The sequence below is a fragment of the Thiomicrorhabdus sp. ZW0627 genome, from assembly GCF_029767005.1.
In the GTDB taxonomy this organism is placed as follows: domain Bacteria; phylum Pseudomonadota; class Gammaproteobacteria; order Thiomicrospirales; family Thiomicrospiraceae; genus Thiomicrorhabdus.
Genome location: NZ_JARUQR010000006.1, coordinates 26,588 through 43,336, shown reverse-complemented (window position 1 = coordinate 43,336; position 16,749 = coordinate 26,588). Strand labels below are relative to the sequence as shown.

17 protein-coding genes are annotated in these 16,749 nt (G+C 49.9%); 15 read left to right on the top strand and 2 right to left on the bottom strand.

Annotated features, from left to right (window positions below):
* The first annotated feature begins 1 nt into the window (after position 1).
* The 5 genes from QCB45_RS10540 to QCB45_RS10520 all read left to right on the top strand — a co-directional run bounded on the left by QCB45_RS10540 (position 2) and on the right by QCB45_RS10520 (position 4,622).
* Positions 2-982 (top strand): PhoH family protein, encoded by a 981-nt coding sequence (locus tag QCB45_RS10540; RefSeq protein ID WP_279420955.1) that lies wholly within the window; start codon positions 2-4, stop codon positions 980-982.
* 66 nt (positions 983-1,048) lie between these two features.
* Positions 1,049-1,525, top strand: a complete 477-nt coding sequence (ybeY, locus tag QCB45_RS10535; RefSeq protein ID WP_279420954.1) for an rRNA maturation RNase YbeY — start codon at positions 1,049-1,051, stop codon at positions 1,523-1,525.
* 38 nt (positions 1,526-1,563) lie between these two features.
* Entirely contained in the window at positions 1,564-2,427 is an 864-nt protein-coding gene (locus tag QCB45_RS10530) for a CBS domain-containing protein (protein WP_279420953.1), read from the top strand.
* Positions 2,428-3,990 carry an apolipoprotein N-acyltransferase gene (gene lnt, locus QCB45_RS10525; protein WP_279420952.1) on the top strand — a complete coding sequence of 521 codons (1,563 nt, stop codon included), beginning with the start codon at positions 2,428-2,430 and terminating at the stop codon, positions 3,988-3,990. It abuts the gene before it with no gap.
* Positions 3,991-4,148: 158 nt separating this feature from the next.
* Positions 4,149-4,622 (top strand): hypothetical protein, encoded by a 474-nt coding sequence (locus tag QCB45_RS10520; RefSeq protein ID WP_279420951.1) that lies wholly within the window; start codon positions 4,149-4,151, stop codon positions 4,620-4,622.
* Positions 4,623-4,689: 67 nt separating this feature from the next.
* On the opposite strand, the gene QCB45_RS10515 is transcribed toward QCB45_RS10520, so the two are convergent.
* On the bottom strand, positions 4,690-5,085 hold the full coding sequence (locus tag QCB45_RS10515) for a hypothetical protein (RefSeq protein WP_279420950.1): 396 nt from the start codon (positions 5,083-5,085) through the stop codon (positions 4,690-4,692).
* Between the two features lie 144 nt (positions 5,086-5,229).
* On the opposite strand from QCB45_RS10515, the gene leuS reads away from it, so the two are divergent.
* The 9 genes from leuS to QCB45_RS10470 all read left to right on the top strand — a co-directional run bounded on the left by leuS (position 5,230) and on the right by QCB45_RS10470 (position 13,345).
* Complete coding sequence (leuS, locus tag QCB45_RS10510) at positions 5,230-7,695, top strand: leucine--tRNA ligase (RefSeq protein ID WP_279420949.1); 2,466 nt, start codon at positions 5,230-5,232, stop codon at positions 7,693-7,695.
* A gap of 9 nt (positions 7,696-7,704) precedes the next feature.
* Positions 7,705-8,325 (top strand): LPS assembly lipoprotein LptE, encoded by a 621-nt coding sequence (gene lptE / locus QCB45_RS10505; RefSeq protein ID WP_279420947.1) that lies wholly within the window; start codon positions 7,705-7,707, stop codon positions 8,323-8,325.
* 65 nt (positions 8,326-8,390) lie between these two features.
* Complete coding sequence (gene holA, locus QCB45_RS10500) at positions 8,391-9,428, top strand: DNA polymerase III subunit delta (protein ID WP_279420946.1); 1,038 nt, start codon at positions 8,391-8,393, stop codon at positions 9,426-9,428.
* 59 nt (positions 9,429-9,487) lie between these two features.
* Positions 9,488-10,741 carry a glutamate-5-semialdehyde dehydrogenase gene (locus QCB45_RS10495; protein ID WP_279420945.1) on the top strand — a complete coding sequence of 418 codons (1,254 nt, stop codon included), beginning with the start codon at positions 9,488-9,490 and terminating at the stop codon, positions 10,739-10,741.
* 19 nt (positions 10,742-10,760) lie between these two features.
* Complete coding sequence (gene nadD, locus QCB45_RS10490; RefSeq protein ID WP_279421091.1) at positions 10,761-11,390, top strand: nicotinate-nucleotide adenylyltransferase; 630 nt, start codon at positions 10,761-10,763, stop codon at positions 11,388-11,390.
* Positions 11,391-11,408: 18 nt separating this feature from the next.
* Entirely contained in the window at positions 11,409-11,756 is a 348-nt protein-coding gene (rsfS, locus tag QCB45_RS10485) for a ribosome silencing factor (RefSeq protein ID WP_279420944.1), read from the top strand.
* A gap of 97 nt (positions 11,757-11,853) precedes the next feature.
* The gene (rlmH, locus tag QCB45_RS10480; RefSeq protein WP_279420943.1) at positions 11,854-12,324 is read left to right on the top strand and encodes a 23S rRNA (pseudouridine(1915)-N(3))-methyltransferase RlmH; all 471 of its coding nucleotides are present in this window, start codon (positions 11,854-11,856) and stop codon (positions 12,322-12,324) included.
* Between the two features lie 389 nt (positions 12,325-12,713).
* On the top strand, positions 12,714-12,977 hold the full coding sequence (gene rpsT / locus QCB45_RS10475) for a 30S ribosomal protein S20 (RefSeq protein WP_279420942.1): 264 nt from the start codon (positions 12,714-12,716) through the stop codon (positions 12,975-12,977).
* An 89-nt stretch (positions 12,978-13,066) separates the two neighbouring features.
* A complete protein-coding gene (locus QCB45_RS10470; RefSeq protein WP_279420941.1) occupies positions 13,067-13,345 on the top strand; it encodes a DUF3817 domain-containing protein in 279 nt (92 codons plus the stop codon).
* 61 nt (positions 13,346-13,406) lie between these two features.
* Here the strand turns inward: QCB45_RS10470 and QCB45_RS10465 are convergent, their stop codons facing one another.
* Entirely contained in the window at positions 13,407-15,038 is a 1,632-nt protein-coding gene (locus QCB45_RS10465; RefSeq protein WP_279420940.1) for an acetolactate synthase large subunit, read from the bottom strand.
* 172 nt (positions 15,039-15,210) lie between these two features.
* Here QCB45_RS10465 and murJ point away from each other — a divergent pair, with 172 nt between their 5' ends.
* On the top strand, positions 15,211-16,740 hold the full coding sequence (gene murJ / locus QCB45_RS10460) for a murein biosynthesis integral membrane protein MurJ (RefSeq protein WP_279420938.1): 1,530 nt from the start codon (positions 15,211-15,213) through the stop codon (positions 16,738-16,740).
* Positions 16,741-16,749: the final 9 nt, after the last annotated feature.

Genomic DNA, 16,749 nt, shown 5'->3' with positions numbered 1-16,749 from the left:
ATTGACAACATTGCATACTATTCAATTTGATCTTTATCCTCAGGATAATGAGCGCCTGCAGAATCTATTCGGCTGGCACAACGAACATCTGGAACAGATCGAATTGCGTTTGGGGGTTGAACTCAACGCCCGTGGGTTTACCGTTTTCGTTACCGGATTGGGTGATCGCTTGGTGCAGGCCGAACAGCTGCTGCGCGATTTGTATGAAGAAACGGCTTCGGAAACGTTGGATCCTGAGAAAGTGCATCTGGCACTTCATGATTTAGGGTTGGATGAGGCTCAGCCAATGACGGTCGAGCAGAAATTGATCAAGACGCGCCGTAAGGTCATTAAAACGCGTAACGCCAACCAGGCCCAGTATGTGGAATCGATTCAGGAATACGACATCAATTTCGGAATCGGTCCGGCCGGAACCGGGAAGACCTACTTGGCCGTTGCCTGTGCGGTGGAAGCTTTGGAGAACGAAAAGGTTCGACGCATCATTTTGACGCGTCCGGCGGTTGAAGCGGGTGAGAAATTAGGCTTTTTGCCGGGAGATTTGAGCCAGAAAGTTGACCCTTACCTACGTCCTCTGTTCGATGCGTTGTTCGAAATGCTCGGATTTGAAACGGTCGAGCGTCTGATCGAAAAAAATGTGATCGAGGTGGCTCCACTGGCTTTCATGCGCGGACGCACTCTGAATGAAGCTTTCATCATTTTGGATGAGGCGCAAAACACGACCATGGAACAGATGAAAATGTTCCTGACTCGTATGGGGTTCTCTTCCACGGCGGTGATCACTGGCGACATTACCCAGTGTGACTTGCCGAAACACCAGAAATCCGGCTTGCGCCATGTGATTGAGGTGTTGGATGGGGTCGAAGACATTGGCTTTACTTTTTATCAGGCTAAAGACGTGGTGCGCCATTCTCTGGTTCAGAAAATCGTCAAGGCCTACGACCAGTATGATCGTAAACATGCCGGTAAGACATCTAAAGGTTGATGGTGCCGAAGGTTTGCAGTATGGAGTTTAATTTCAGTTTGTTAAAGCACAATGCCGGAGGCGAAAATGGTTGAGGTAGATTTGCAGTGGGCGATCGAGCCGCAAAAAATTCCCACATTGGAGCAGTGTGAGCAGTGGGTTCAAGCCAGTTTGGTCGGTGAGTTGGCGAATGAAGCCAATGAGCTGACCGTAAGGATCGTGGATGAGGAAGAGAGTCAGACCCTGAACCGCGATTATAGAGGCAAGGATAAACCCACCAATGTGCTTTCGTTTGAATTCGAAAACCCACCAGGCCTGCTGGATCTTGGCGAGGCATTGCCTTATCTTGGCGACTTGGTAATCTGTGCCGATGTGGTGGCGAAGGAAGCGGAAGAGCAGGGCAAAACATTGGAAGCCCATTGGGCGCATATGATTGTGCACGGCACCTTGCATTTGCAAGGTTATGACCATATAGAGGATGACGAGGCGGAAGAGATGGAAGCCTTGGAGATCGAGATCATGCACGGATTGGGTTATGCCGATCCTTATGACGAACAGGTGTGATCAAACAGAATTTTTATAATGGAAGGTAACTAAAGCTAATGAGCGACAGTAGTAGCGGCTCTTCGTGGTTAGAGCGTCTTGGAAAGGTATTTTCAGATGAACCGGAGAGTCGGGAAGAGCTTCTAGATATGATCAAAGATGCGCAAAGCCAGGGGGTGATAGACTCGGATGCGCAGTTGATGATCGAAGGTGTGTTAAACGTCTCTGAAGCACGAGTCAGAGACATCATGATTCCAAGGATGCAAATTGAAGTGGTGGACGCTTCGGAGCCTTTGGAAGTGATTTTGGAACAGATGTTGGAAACATCGCATTCGCGTTATCCGGTGATTGAAGGGACTCAGGGCGGTATCGTCGGGGTTCTGTTGGCTAAGGATGTGTTTCGTGCGGTGGTCAAAGGCGAATTGAAGACTAAGGAAGAGTTGGAAGCGATTTATCGTGAGCCGACATTCGTTCCGGAAAGCAAACGTTTGAATATGCTGTTGCACGATTTTAAGACCAGTCGCAACCACTTGGCTTTGGTCGTCGATGAGTACGGTGAGCTGGCCGGATTGGTGACGATCGAGGATGTGTTGGAGCAAATCGTCGGTAATATTGAAGACGAACATGACGTGGATGAAGACTCTTTCATCCAGAAGTACGTCGGAGGTGCTTACACGGTTAAGGCGATCACGCCGCTTGACGAGTTTAATGCATTTTTCCGTGTGGACGTTCCAACGGATAAAAGTGAAACCATTGGCGGAACTTTGGCGCTTGAATTGGGGCATGTTCCGGTCGAGGGTGAAGAGATTGAACTTTGCGGCTTGAATTTTACCGTATTCAAGGCCAGCGATCGCCGTGCCGAATTGTTTAAAGTCCAGCCGCTCGATTCAAGCCAGGTGTATCCTGAAATCGAGGCCGATTAATTGAAATTCTTTTGGAGAATCATCGGTTCGGCCTTCGTACCCCGTAAAAACCATCTCATCGCATTTTTGCTTGGGGTGGTTTCGGTGTTCGCCTATGCGCCGTTTTCCTATTCTCCGGTTATTCTGATCTCGTTGGCGGGCTTGTTCGCCCTATGGTTGGAGGCGGAGAGTCGTCTGGACGGTTTCAAGCTTGGCATGTGGTTCGGGCTGGGGCAGTTTGGACTGGGAGTCAGCTGGCTGTTTTCCAGTATGTATTTCTATTCCGGCGTTCATCTGATCGCTGCGGTTCTTGCTACCTTTGCGTTCGTCCTATTTTTGGCGCTGTATACAGGGTTGTCCGGACTTTTGGCATTTGCTTTCAGAGACGGAAAGCGAACCGCACCAGCTTTGTTTCTATTGTTTCCCGCGGTATGGGTGCTGGGCGAATATTTGCGCGCAACCCTGTTCGGCGGTTTTCCGTTCTTGCCGTTGGGAATGAGCCATCTTGACACTTGGCTGGAAGGCTACGCACCGCTTCTGGGTGTTCTAGGAGTCAGTTGGGCGGTGGCGATGAGCGCCGGGCTGCTGCTGTGGTTTGTGAAGCAGCGCGCCTGGCTGCTTCCGAGCGTTTTGTTGGCTGCTCTGTGGATCGGAGGCGGTTTCCTGCAGCAAGTGGAGTGGGTGAAACCGGTTGGCAAGCCGATCGATGTCGCATTGGTTCAGGGCAATATCCCGCAGGAAGAGAAATGGCAGAAGCAGAATTTCTATCCTACCTTGAAGTCCTATGTCACTCATACCAAACAGAATATGGATGCTGATGTGGTGGTCTGGCCGGAAACCGCAATCCCGACCTACTTTGATGTGGTCGAGAAAGGGGCTTTATATTCGTTCATCAGAGACGCCAAGCTGCTCAATACCGATATTGTGGTCGGCGTGATTACGGGTGATGAAGGTGGGGATAACTATTACAACGCTGTGGTGAACCTTCATAAGCCCGAAGATCGATATCTGAAAAGTCATTTGGTGCCGTTCAGTGAGTTCTTTCCTTTCCATTCGCTGTTTGAATTCCTGACGGGCCTGTTCGATATTCCTTTTTCGACCTTTACTGCTGGCAGTGCCGATCAACCACCGATGATGTTGGGTGGTCAGCTAGCGGGTTTAAGTATCTGCTACGAGATGGCTTTTGGTGATGAACTGGCTCGCTATCTGCCGGATGCCAAGTATTTGCTTACAGTGAGTAACGATGCTTGGTTTGCGCATACCTTCGAACCGGATCAGCAGGTGCAGGAGGTTCGTATGCGAGCATTGGAGCTGGGACGGGAAATCGCACGTAGCACCAATACCGGGAATACGATTATTGTCGGCGTGGACGGTGTGGTGAAACAGTCGATTCCACCTTATGAAGAGGGCGTGTTGAGAGGAGACGTTCAGCCTTACGAGGGGATGACGTTCTTTGCTGAATGGCGTAACTTGCCGGTATTGTTTATGCTGTTCACCATTTTTGCTTTTGTTCTTAGTAAACGTTACTTCCTTTCCGGACGTTTTTCTAAGCTTTCTGGTCGACAGAAAGATTCTAAAGTCTGAAGGGCCTGTCTGCTTGATCGTGCGGAAATGAATGGTGAGATTTTTTTCCGCATGCTGTTCGGTTTGTCTTTGCCTTTGATACAATTGGTCTATTCAAACGGTCGTTTGATTGTTAATTTCCAAAGTTAACTTCTCTTAATATCTTTCCTGGTAATTTCATGGAACCGAAAAATAGTTGGTTGGCTAAGTTAGACCTTTTGGTGCAAAAAGAGGTTGAGCTTGGTATGGTGAAAGCTGTTTCGTTGCTTCGACTTGTTTTCATTGTTTTTATGGTGGTGTATCTTGCTGCCTGTTTGTTTAGTATTTCAAGTAAACTGCTTGAATTCATTCTTGCGCAGGGTGTTTTGGATTTCCCGTCGATTAAAGTATTGCTGACGGATGCGTTATTTACTTTGATCGTGTTGGCAATCGTTAAGGCTCTGTTTATAAATAACAGTTTTGATTACGCGCTGACCTTTTTGGAGATTGCGTTTGTCGTGATTATCCGAAAATTAATTCTTCTCGATACCGTGCCGGAAGAGAATTGGACGTTGTTGATTCTAGGTGGAATTTCAACCGCCTTTTTTATTCTGATTATCTATATCCATAATTTGAAGCGTATATGGAAAGAAAAGGAAGCGGCGAAAGTGTAGGGTGCTTCTACAGTATAAACGCACTCGTTAGAGAGTGCGTTTGAAGTACCGATTCAAGGTTAACGGTTTAATGTTTGTGGGCTTCTTCGAGAATCGGATGGTTTTCATCCATAGCCGCCGCCAAACGGAATCGTAAAACCGTGATTTCCGTCGGATCCGCCAAGCTTAGGGCTTTGTCGATCAGTATCTGTTCCAGAACCGGTAGGTCCATATCCAGAAATTCATCGATGCCTTTTTCAACATCGGCTAGGTATTCCGCCGTCTGCATCAAGTCAGCCTGCAAATCTTCCTGAACCTGCTTGAATTCCTTGTCGGTAAGTTCTTCCAGGTCGTGATCGATCTGCTCGGCTTTTTCGATGGTTTTGCCAAGCAGCGACCAAGTTGCGTTTTCCGCTGAAATCGCTGTGCGCATCGCAAAATTCAACAATGTACGGTAAGCATGCAACATTTTATGTTGACTCATTATTTTTCCCTCTGACGTGTCTGTATCTACTATAATATTGAACTTATTTATTTGATTTATCAAGCCGAAGTTCCGCTCAGGCATTTTAGCCCTTGGAACTGATTTTAAACGATTTAAGTTTTTAGAAAGCAGAAGAAAAAATTCATGTCAGAAGTTCAGTATCAACCGCAACAGATCGAAGCCGAAATTCAGAAGTATTGGGATGAGAACCAAACCTTTGTCGTCACCGAAGATGAGAGCAAAGAGAAGTATTACTGCCTGTCCATGTTCCCTTACCCGAGCGGTAAGCTGCACATGGGGCATGTGCGTAACTACACCATCGGTGATGTGATCTCGCGCTTTCAGCGTATGCAGGGCAAAAATGTTTTGCAGCCGATGGGTTGGGATGCGTTCGGTCTGCCGGCGGAAAACGCGGCGATGCAGCACAAGGTCGCACCGGCCAAGTGGACGTACGAGAACATCGATTACATGCGTAATCAGTTGAAGTCGCTTGGCTTGGGATACGACTGGACGCGTGAAGTGGCGACCTGTCATCCGGAATACTACCGTTGGGAACAGTGGTTGTTCACCAAGCTGATGGAAAAAGGCTTGGTTTACCGTAAGTTGTCTGTAGTTAACTGGGATCCGGTCGATCAGACGGTACTGGCAAACGAACAGGTTATCGACGGTAAAGGTTGGCGCTCCGGTGCACCGGTTGAGCGTAAAGAGATTGCTCAGTGGTTCTTGCGCATCACAGATTACGCCGAAGAGCTTCTAAACGATTTGGATAAATTGGAAGGTTGGCCGGAACAGGTCAAGACCATGCAGAAAAACTGGATCGGGAAATCGACAGGCCTGCAGATTTCGTTCCCGATCATTGGCGAAGACGATAAAACATTAGATGTGTACACCACCCGTCCGGATACATTGATGGGGGTGACTTACGTTGCCATCGCCGCCGATCATCCTATGGCGAAAAGAGCCGCTTTGAACAACGAGCCGCTTGAGCGTTTCATTGAAGAGTGTTCGCATATCTCCACGGCTGAAGCCGATATGGAAACCATGGAGAAGAAAGGGGTTGATACCGGAATCCGTGTGACACACCCGATTACTGGTGAAGAAGTCCCGGTTTGGGCGGCCAATTTCGTGTTGATGGGGTATGGAACAGGCGCGGTCATGTCGGTACCGGCACACGACCAGCGTGATTATGAATTCGCCAAGGCTTATGACTTGCCGATGAAAGCGGTTATTGCCCCGAGCGCCGATGAGATGGCGGACATTTCCGAGCAGGCGTTTACAGAAAAAGGCATTTTGGTCAACTCAGGTCAGTTTGACGGATTGAAATCCAAGCAGGCCTTGCATGAAATGGCGAAAGTCTTGGGTGAGAAAGGTTTGGGCGAGAAACAGACCAACTACCGTTTGCGTGACTGGGGTATCTCCCGTCAGCGTTACTGGGGTTGCCCGATTCCGGTCATCTATTGCCCGGCTTGTGGTGCCTTGCCGGTTCCGGAAGAGCAGTTGCCGGTTCGTCTGCCTGAAGACGTGGTGCCGGACGGTTCCGGTTCGCCGCTTGCGAAAATGGATAGCTTCAAGAATTGTGAATGTCCTCAATGTGGTGGCCGTGCCAAACGTGAAACCGATACGTTCGATACCTTTTTTGAATCGTCCTGGTATCACGCACGTTATACCTCGAAAGACAACGACAAGGCGATGTTGGACGAGCGTGCCGACTATTGGGCGCCGGTCGATCAGTATATCGGCGGAATCGAACATGCGATTCTTCACCTGTTGTACGCGCGTTTCTTCCACAAGTTGATGCGTGACCAGGGCTTGGTCAAGTCCGACGAACCGTTCAAAAACCTGTTGACGCAGGGGATGGTGTTGCTGGACGGATCAAAGATGTCCAAGTCCAAAGGGAACACGGTCGATCCTCAGGAGTTGATCGAGAAATTCGGTGCCGATACGGTACGACTGTTCATCATGTTCGCGGCTCCGCCGGAGCAGAGTTTGGAATGGTCGGACAAAGGGGTGGAAGGGGCATTCCGCTTCCTGAACCGTGTCTGGCGTCAGGTGCACGGCCATTTGGAACAAGGTTCTGTTGAGGCGTCCACTTCTTCGGAAGGTTTGGACAAAGCACAGAAGGCATTGCGTTTGAAAGTGCACGAGACTTTGCAGAAAGTGACGGACGACATGGGTCGCCGTCAGCACTTCAATACCGCTATTGCGGCGTGTATGGAGCTGATGAACGAACTTAGCAAGTTTGAAGACGAAACGGCGCAGGGTCGAGCGGTGATGCAGGAAGCGTTGGAAATTCTGGTTTGCATGTTGTCGCCGATGGCGCCGCATATGGCTCAGAGTTTGTGGGCATCGCTTGGCAAGTCCGGTTTGGTGTTAGACGTAAGCTGGCCGGAAGTCGATGAGTCGGCACTGGTGAAATCGGAAATCGAGATGATGGTTCAGGTCAACGGTAAGCTTCGCGGTAAGGTTGAAGTGGCCGCGGATGCTGATAAGGATACGATCCTGGCCGCAGCCAAAGCCGATGAAGCTGTGTTGAAGTTCATCGACGGTAAGGAGATTGTGAAAGAGATCGTTGTGCCGGGCCGTTTGGTCAACTTGGTTGTTAAAGGTTAAGGATTCGGTATGACGATGTCGGTTTCGACGCCTTCGAAAACCCAACAGGCCTGCCGGGTTTCAAACGCTCCGTTTGACGTGTCGATGGACACTTTGAGAATAGGTGCGGGTGTGTTGCTCGTGTTGTTTGCGGTCACTTTATTGAGTGGCTGCGGTTTCCACCTTCGTGGCTACGGCACAGCTGGAGAAGTGCAGTTTAAAAGCGTTAAGCTTTCCGGCCTGGAGTCTGTTCAGCCTGATGTGGCAGATGCGTTGAAACAACAGCTTAAGAGCAGTGGTGTTACGATTGCCGACAGTCTGGCCGGTGCGGAATTGGAGGTGCGTCTCGCAACGACCTATAGCCACCAGTCGAGAACCAGTTATACCGGAACTGGTGACGTTTCGTCTTTGTTGTTAACTCTTAAACAGGCGTTTGAGGTTGAAGAGGTTGCGACCGAAGTCATGTTGTTGAATGCGGAGGTCAGCAGTTACCGCGATCACCAGATTGACAACAATGCGTTGTTGGCTTCAAACCGTGAGTTGGAAGACATCCGCCGCCAAATGGCTCAGGAGGTCGCTCGTCAGATCGTGGATCGCATCAACCGCGCTCTGTTGAAGAGATCAAAACAGGGCGACGAGGTTGCCAAATGACGGTTCGTCCAAGTTTGAAAAACATTTTGAATCCCATATAAACAAAATAAGTTGAATAAAACACCGTGATTTTAGCCAGCGCTTTTTTAAATCAGTTACAACAGGGAACCGTGGATCTAAAGCCGATCTATCTGTTCCATGGTGAAGAAGCGTTGTTTTTGAGGGATTGCGTGGACGGTTTGAGACAGAATTTGCAGTCGCAAGGGTATCTGTTCGGCGACCGTTACGAGGTGGATGCCGGGTTTGATTGGCAGTCACTGCAGATGGAAACCCAAGCGGGCTCCCTGTTTTCGGAACAGCGGGTGGTTATGGTCTCTATGCCGAAAGGTTCTCCGGGAACCGACGGCACCAAGTTCATACAGGATTGGGCCAACCTGACGCAGGCGCAGGCCGGAATGCCTCCGGAAGTGATTGTGCTATTGGAGTGCGAAAAACTCGACAGCCGTCAGCTTAAATCCAAATGGGTTTCAGCGATTGAATCAGCAGGACTCGTGGTTCAGGCCAAGCCTGTGCCGACACAGGCTCTGCCGGGGTGGTGCCAGCAGAAAGCCGTTCAGTACGGATTACAACTGGAGCCGGAAGCGGCGGCATTACTGGCGGAACGTGTCGAGGGTAATTTGCTTGCGGCTGACCAGGAATTGATCAAACTGAGCTTGCTCTATCCGGCCAATTCCAGCATCAACGCACAGATAATTGCCGACAGTGTTGTCGACCAGGCGCATTATCAGTTGTTTGCGTTGGCGACGTCGATGTTGCTTGGCAAATCCGATCATGCCCAGCAGATGCTATTGCGTTTGCGACAGGAAGGCTTGGAAGCTCCGGTGATTCTGTGGTTGTTGGCCAAGGAGATCCGTCAGCTTGTGGAACTTTCGCAGTTGCGTCAGTCCATGCCACTGGCTCAAGCGTATAAACAGCTGCGTATCTGGCAATCACGCCAGAATGAAGTCGGTTCGGCCTTGCAGCGTCATCAGGGTGATTACTGGCAGGGTTTATTGAAAGAGGCTCTGCAGATTGATTTGATGATTAAAGGCATTCGCAAAACACTCGACGCCGAAGAAGTCTGGATGGGATTGACGGCACTGGTTAACAAAATCGCGAATTGAGAGTTCGCGGACAAAAACGAATTAAAGAACAGATAGAAAAGGGATAGGAAGCGTAACGCATGGATATTCAAGCCTATATGCAACAGTTGGGTCAGCAGGCCAGAAAGGCCGCCAGAGTATTGGTCAGTGCCAGCACCGCACAGAAAAACCAGGCTCTGTTGGCCATGGCCGAAGCCATCGAAAATTCCGCTGAAAGTTTGAAGGCGGAAAATGCCAAAGACCTTGAGAACGGCAGACAGAACGGACTGGATGCAGCGATGTTGGATCGTCTGGCATTGACCGATGCTGGAATTGCCGGCATTGCGGAAGGTTTGCGTCAGGTTGCGGCTTTGCAGGATCCTGTCGGCGAAGTGACCGATATGAGCTACCGTCCTTCCGGCATTCAGGTCGGTAAGATGCGAGTCCCATTGGGGGTGGTGGGAATCATTTACGAATCGCGTCCTAACGTGACTGCGGATGCGGCGGCGCTGTGCCTTAAGTCGGGTAATGCGGCGATTTTGCGTGGCGGTTCGGAAGCGGCTTTTTCAAACCAGGCGTTGGCAAGTTGCATTCAGCAGGGACTGAAGCAGGCAGGCCTGCCTGAAACCGCAGTTCAAGTGGTGGAAACAACCGACCGTGCGGCAGTGGGTGAATTGATTGCCATGCCGGAATATGTGGACGTCATTATTCCACGTGGCGGTAAAGGGCTGATCGAACGCATCAGTCAGAACGCACGCGTACCGGTAATCAAACATTTGGACGGTATTTGTCACGTCTACATCGATGACGCGGCCGATTACGATAAGGCGATTCGTGTTGCGGTCAATGCTAAAACGCATCGTTACGGTGTCTGTAACGCGATGGAGACTCTATTGGTCGCCGAGTCGCAAGCCGAAAAAGTATTGCCGGAATTAGCCAAACAATATGCCGAGAAAGGTGTTGAGTTACGCGGTTGTGAAAAGACACGTGCCATTATTGATGCAGTACCAGCCACAGAAGAAGATTGGGCGACCGAATATTTGGCGCCGATCCTGTCGATTCGTGTTGTGGCGGATGTGGATGCGGCAATGGATCACATCGCACAATACAGTTCGGGGCACACCGAATCGATCATTACCGAAAACTTCAGCACTTCACGTCGTTTTCTGGCCGAGGTTGATTCCAGTTCGGTAATGGTTAACGCTTCGACGCGTTTTGCAGACGGTTTCGAATATGGTCTGGGTGCGGAAATCGGGATCAGTACCGATAAGTTCCATGCCCGCGGCCCGGTAGGGTTGGAAGGGCTAACTTCCCAGAAATACATCGTGCTTGGAGACGGCACCATTCGTCAGTAATGGCGATTGTCGGGTGGATATGCGTTTAATCGGTATTAACGGAGGCACTTTCGACCCGATCCATTACGGCCATCTGCGACCGGCTCTGGAAGTCCAGATGAAGTTGGGCTTGGATCAGGTTCGTTTTGTGCCTTGTTATCAACCGGTGCATCGGGGCCAGCCCAGTGTGTCTGCCGAACAGCGGTGCGAGATGATCGAAAGGGCGATTGCAGGGCAACCGACCTTTTGCTTGGACACGATTGAGATCGACCGTGGCGGCCCGTCCTATATGGTGGATACTTTGGCGGAATTGAAACAGCGTTACGTTGATGCCGGACTGGTGTTGATCATGGGAACCGATGCGTTTGCGAACTTTCACACCTGGCATAATTGGCAGGAGATATTGCGTCTGGCGAACGTCGCAGTGACGCATCGCCCGGGAGAAGCCCTGCCGCTATACTCCGAAGCCGGGCAGATTTTGCGGGCGCATCACGTTAAACAGTTTACGCAGCTATGTGAGCAGATCGTAGATGTCCAGGTCACGCAGCTGGACTTGAGCGCGACGGCGTTACGGAATTATTTACAACAAGGACAGTCGGTCGATTATCTGATGCCGCCGGCTGTCATCGAATACATACAACAGAACCATCTCTATCAAGATGTGGAATAAAGGAAAAGAATCAAAGATATGGAATTAGCAGAAATCAAAGAATTGATCGTGCAGAGCTTGGAAGATAGTAAAGCACGCGATATCCAAGTCATGGACGTTGCAGGCGTAAGCTCGTTTGCGGATTTGATGGTGGTGGCCACAGGTACCTCGACCACTCATGTGAGATCAACCGGTAACGCGGTTGCCCAGGCATTCAAGGACGCCGGCTACCCTCCGTTGGGAGTGGAAGCCGGGCCACAGCCTGATTGGGTTTTAGTGGACCTTGGTAATGCCATCGTTCACGTAATGACCGAAGCGGCGCGAGCACATTATGCGCTTGAAAAACTTTGGGATGTTAAGTCTACAGCCAATTCCGAAGGCGAATAAAACACCAGTCATCCAGTAGAGACGGCATGCGACTGTCGAATTGCTCGACAACGCATCCGTTTGATCCACTCTCATCAAAACAGTCTCAGGAATATTTGTGATTATCCACTTCATCACCGTCGGACAGAAAATGCCTAAATGGGTGCAGGAAGGGTATGCCGAATATGCTAAGCGGTTACCTAAAGCCTGTAGCTTGAAGTTGGTTGAACTGCCGATGGCGCAACGCGGTAAAACCAGTTCCGTCGAGCAGATGAAGGCGGAAGAGGCCAAGCGGATTCTGGCTGCCGTACCCAAGGGCGCTCGCTTGATCGCGCTGGATGAGCACGGCCAACAGGTCACCACCAAAGGATTGGCCGATAAGATGGAGGACTGGTTATCCGGTGGTCAGGACATCGCTTTGATTGTCGGTGGGCCGGACGGTCTGGATCGGAGTGTGCTAGAGCAAGCCCAATGGAGATGGGGGCTGTCCAAATTGACCATGCCGCATCCGATGGTGCGGATTATGGTGGCCGAGCAGATTTACCGGGCGTGGTCGGTCATCAACAACCACCCATACCACCGCGAATAAAAAGGGTCTTTTTGTCCGTTCTCGGCGTTAAGCTTTGGTTCGTGTACTATTTGTACACGTCACCAAACCTTGCCTTGATAACGAACAAAAATCCTCCTTTTTACAGATAGCCTTAAACAAAACGATTATTTTTATAACAAAAGATTGTTTTTGAGTTGTTTTGCAAACTGAACAGGCCTGTTCAGTTTCAATAAGTGGTTAATTTTTGGAATAAAACTTGACCGGGTTGTTTGGATTGTGGATAATTCTCATCCTCTTGAACCATTCATGTGTGGGTGGTTTTAAACATCGTAGTCATTGTTCTTGTGTACGCATAAGGCAATGTTGTGTTAATTGTTAATGATAGGTCTACGGATCGTTAACACGTAAAAACAAATTGGAGAAATAAAGTGGCAAACTCAGCACAAGCAGCAAAACGCGCACGTCAGGCAGAAAAACAACGTCAGCATAACGCTTCCATGCGTTCTGCAATGCGTACTTCTTTGAAAAAAGTTTACGCAGCGATCGATACTGGTGATCAGGCAGCAGCTAACACAGCATTCCGTGACGCTCAGTCAAACCTAGACGGTATGGCTCGTAAAGGCATCATTGCTAAAAACAAAGCCGCTCGTACCAAGAGCCGTTTGAACGCTCGCATCAAGGCGATGGCGTAATTCTTTAGCTTTTAAAGCGAAGAGTTGAAAAAGACCGGGATGAATCCCGGTTTTTTTATGTCCGAAATTTATTAAAAAAGGGGAATGGCATGGCATTTTTAAGATTTATGGCTTTGTTGGAAGGAACGTCATTATTGTTGTTGCTGTTTGTGGCGATGCCGTTGAAATACCACTACGGTATGCCGGAAGCGGTCAGTTTGGTGGGTAGGGCGCATGGCGGTCTGTTTTTGGCTTTCAACGCTGTGCTTTTCTATCATGTAGCGAAAGGCCATGTTTCCGAAACCAAAGGGTTTTTGGGGTTGGTTGCTTCTCTGATTCCGTTCGGAACCTTCGTGTATAAGGCGAAAGTATTGAAGAAACCCGCCTGATTTCATCATTCAGCCGAATTTATAAACCGGACCGGCCTGTCCGGTTTTTTTGTATTGGAAATCAGGTCGGACAGACAAGGTGACCGAGTTCTTCAGTCAATTTCAGGTTCTCTGAGTAATCGACCGGGCAATCAATCAATACCACGCAGTTGTCTTTGATGGCACGTTGAAGCGTTGGTAGCAGCTCATTCGCCGCATTGATTCGATAGCCCTTGGCCCCAAAAGCGTCGGCCAGTTTGACGAAGTCTGGGTTGGTAAAGGCGACATTGCTTTCCCGGCCGAAGTGATTTTCCTGTTTCCATTTGATCAGGCCATAATGCTGGTCGTTCCAGATCAGGACGATAATTGGAATTTGGAGTCTGACAGCGGTTTCAATCTCTTGGACGTTCATCAAGAAGCCCGCATCGCCGGTCACGGCAACCGCCACCTGATCCGGGTTGGCCAGTTTGGCGGCGATAGCCCCCGGCAGGGAAATGCCCATGGAAGCAAATCCGTTGGAGATGATGCAGGTGTTGGGTGACAGTGTCTGGTACATGCGCGCCACCCACATCTTATGTGCTCCGACATCTGATATCACAATGTCTTTGGGATTTAACGCAGAACGTAAGTCGTGCAAAATTTTCTGAGGTTTGAGTGGGTGGTTGGCGTCGTTTTCATGGGCGTGCAAATGTTCATCAATATGGCGTTTAAGTGATTGGTAGACCGGTTTTTGGTGGCGTTTACTGATAGCGGAGACTTTCGCCAGAGATTCACCTATGTCGCCAATAAGACCTGCCTCGACGATGTAATATTCATCGACTTCGGCCGGCTGGCTGTCGATGTGGATGATTTTGCACTCGGGGTTATGGTTCCAAAGGTAAGGGTGGTATTCGACGATGTCGTAGCCGACACAAATTACCACGTCCGCGCGGTTGATGCCGCAGGAGACATAGTCTTCGGCCTGCAAACCGACCGTGCCCAGTGAGAGTTCGTGATGGCAGGAAATGACGCCTTTTGCCATAAAGGTGGTCGCCACCGGAATGTTGAGTTTGGAGGCGAATTCCTCCAAGGCATCGCTGGAGTTTGATCGAACAACGCCGTTGCCTGCGATGATGATCGGGTATTGGGCTTCGCTGATGATGTCGGCGGCCTGTTGTACTTTTAGTCTGTTGGGTTCCGGGGGCAGAGGGCTTTGCCTTTTCAAAGGCAGTTTGTTGACCTCGAACCCGGCGATGTTTTCCGGAAAGTCGATAAAACAGCAGCCGGGTTTTTCGGACTGTGCCACCTTGAATGCCTTGCGAACCACTTCGGGAATGATGTCCGGCGTCAGGATTTGAGTGCTGTATTTGGTGATGGGTTCGAACAGATTGACCAGATCCAAAACCTGGTGACTTTCTTTATGCAAACGATTGGTCGCGGCTTGGCCGGCGATCGCTACTACCGGTGCCCGGTCCATATTTGCATCTGCCACGCCGGTTACCAGATTGGTGGCGCCCGGCCCCAGCGTGGAAAGGCAGACGCCAGCTTGTCCGGTTAAGCGACCATAGACGTCGGCCATAAAAGCGGCACCTTGTTCGTGGCGCGTCAGAATGAAATGGATTTTACTTTCGAGTAAAGCGTCCATCAGATCGAGATTTTCTTCTCCCGGTATCCCGAAGATATATCGGACTTCCTCGTTTTCCAGACAGTTCACAAACAATTCGGCAGTTTTCATCGTTCTTCCCGGTTGGTTGTTGGGTGTTACTACGTAGTATTGTGATTAATCTTGGCATAATTTCAGGTGGATAGGAACCCCTATCATGAAACGTTAATATGCTTTAAATGCGTGCGCTCTAGAGCTTTGATACAATGCGGGAAGTTAGATTAATTAAACAGAAGAACTCATTTTGAAAAGAATCTTAAAAGCGACCGCAACCGTGGGCGGAATGACTATGATCTCACGTGTGTTGGGATTTGTACGTGACGTGATCATTGCCCGATATTTCGGTGCCAGTATGGGGGCGGATGCGTTCTTCGTGGCCTTCAAGATTCCTAATTTCTTCCGTCGACTCTTCGCTGAAGGCGCCTTTTCTCAAGCGTTTGTGCCGGTGTTGGCCGAGGCGAAAGAGAAACGCGGAAAGCAGGCGGTCAAACATCTGGTCAACGCAATCAGTTTCCGTCTGGGCGGAATTCTATTGTTGCTGACGGCGTTCGGAGTATTCGGTTCTTCTTTGTGGATGATGGTGTTCGCGCCCGGATTCATCGACGATCCGGTCAAATTCAATCTGGCGTCAGACATGCTATCGATTACGTTTCCTTATCTGTTGCTGATCTCATTAGTGGCGTTTTCATCCGCCATCATGAATACATACAACCAGTTTGCAGTACCGGCGTTTACTCCGGTTTTCCTGAATCTGGTTTTGATCAGTTTTGCTGTCTGGGTTGCGCCGCTGTTGGATGTACCGGTTATGGCATTGGCTTGGGGGGTGTTGGTCGCTGGAGTGGTTCAACTTTTATTTCATCTGCCGTTCCTTTATAAGCTTGGTCTGCTACCGCATCCCTCCAAAGAGACTGATCCGGGTGTCGGTGAAGTCAAACGTTTGATGCTGCCTGCGCTGTTCGGGGTGTCGGTTGCACAAATCAACCTGTTGATCGATACAGTGCTGGCGTCGTTTCTGGTTACCGGTTCTGTATCGTGGCTCTATTATTCCGATCGTCTGATGGAGTTTCCGTTGGGTGTCTTCGGAGTCGCTTTGGCGACTGTGGTGTTACCAGGCCTGTCGAAAAAAGCGGCGAACGAAAATTGGGAAGGATTTCGGGAAGATATCGACAGTGCGTTACGCCTGGTCCTGATTATCGGGCTTCCTGCCACTCTGGGATTGCTGCTTCTGGCAGAGCCTTTAATTGTGTCTCTATTTCATTATGGCGCCTTCACCGATCACGACGTCACCATGTCTGGCATGAGTTTGATGGCGTATTCGTTCGGGCTGTTGGGCTTCATTCTGGTGAAAATTCTAGCGCCGGCATTCTACTCTCGAAAAGACATGAAGACGCCGGTCAAGGTCGCGGTGGTGGCTTTGGTGACCAATACGGTCCTGAACCTGATTTTAATCGGGCCTTTCGCGCATGTCGGTTTGGCTGCGGCGACAACGGTTTCGGCTTTTGTAAATGCCGGAATGTTGTATTGGTACCTGCGTAAGCAGCAGGTGTTCACGCCGCTGGCTGGCTGGAGTAAGTTGATCTTTCAAGTGCTGGTAGCGAATCTGTTGTTGGTCGGATTCCTGCTCTGGTTGTCGCCTGCAACAAGCAGTTGGTTGGCGTTTGACGCCTGGCAGCGAATGGCTTGGCTGGGCGGTTTGGTAGTCGGCGCCATCGTGCTCTACGGAATCGCTTTGGTGGCTCTTGGCCTCAATCCTAAAAAACTGCTCAAAAAATAAATTCCCCGA

Bases quoted from the DNA above. Each gene is read 5' to 3' on its own strand.
- QCB45_RS10530 (WP_279420953.1), top strand. From the start codon at position 1,564: ATGAGCGACAGTAGTAGCGGCTCTTCGTGGTTAGAGCGTCTTGGAAAG.
- QCB45_RS10495 (WP_279420945.1), top strand. From the start codon at position 9,488: ATGGATATTCAAGCCTATATGCAACAGTTGGGTCAGCAGGCCAGAAAG.
- QCB45_RS10515 (WP_279420950.1), bottom strand. From the start codon at position 5,085: ATGAGTCAACATAAAATGTTGCATGCTTACCGTACATTGTTGAATTTT.
- ybeY (WP_279420954.1), top strand. From the start codon at position 1,049: ATGGTTGAGGTAGATTTGCAGTGGGCGATCGAGCCGCAAAAAATTCCC.
- QCB45_RS10465 (WP_279420940.1), bottom strand. From the start codon at position 15,038: ATGAAAACTGCCGAATTGTTTGTGAACTGTCTGGAAAACGAGGAAGTC.
- lptE (WP_279420947.1), top strand. From the start codon at position 7,705: ATGACGATGTCGGTTTCGACGCCTTCGAAAACCCAACAGGCCTGCCGG.
- rsfS (WP_279420944.1), top strand. From the start codon at position 11,409: ATGGAATTAGCAGAAATCAAAGAATTGATCGTGCAGAGCTTGGAAGAT.
- nadD (WP_279421091.1), top strand. From the start codon at position 10,761: ATGCGTTTAATCGGTATTAACGGAGGCACTTTCGACCCGATCCATTAC.
- QCB45_RS10520 (WP_279420951.1), top strand. From the start codon at position 4,149: ATGGAACCGAAAAATAGTTGGTTGGCTAAGTTAGACCTTTTGGTGCAA.
- leuS (WP_279420949.1), top strand. From the start codon at position 5,230: ATGTCAGAAGTTCAGTATCAACCGCAACAGATCGAAGCCGAAATTCAG.
- QCB45_RS10470 (WP_279420941.1), top strand. From the start codon at position 13,067: ATGGCATTTTTAAGATTTATGGCTTTGTTGGAAGGAACGTCATTATTG.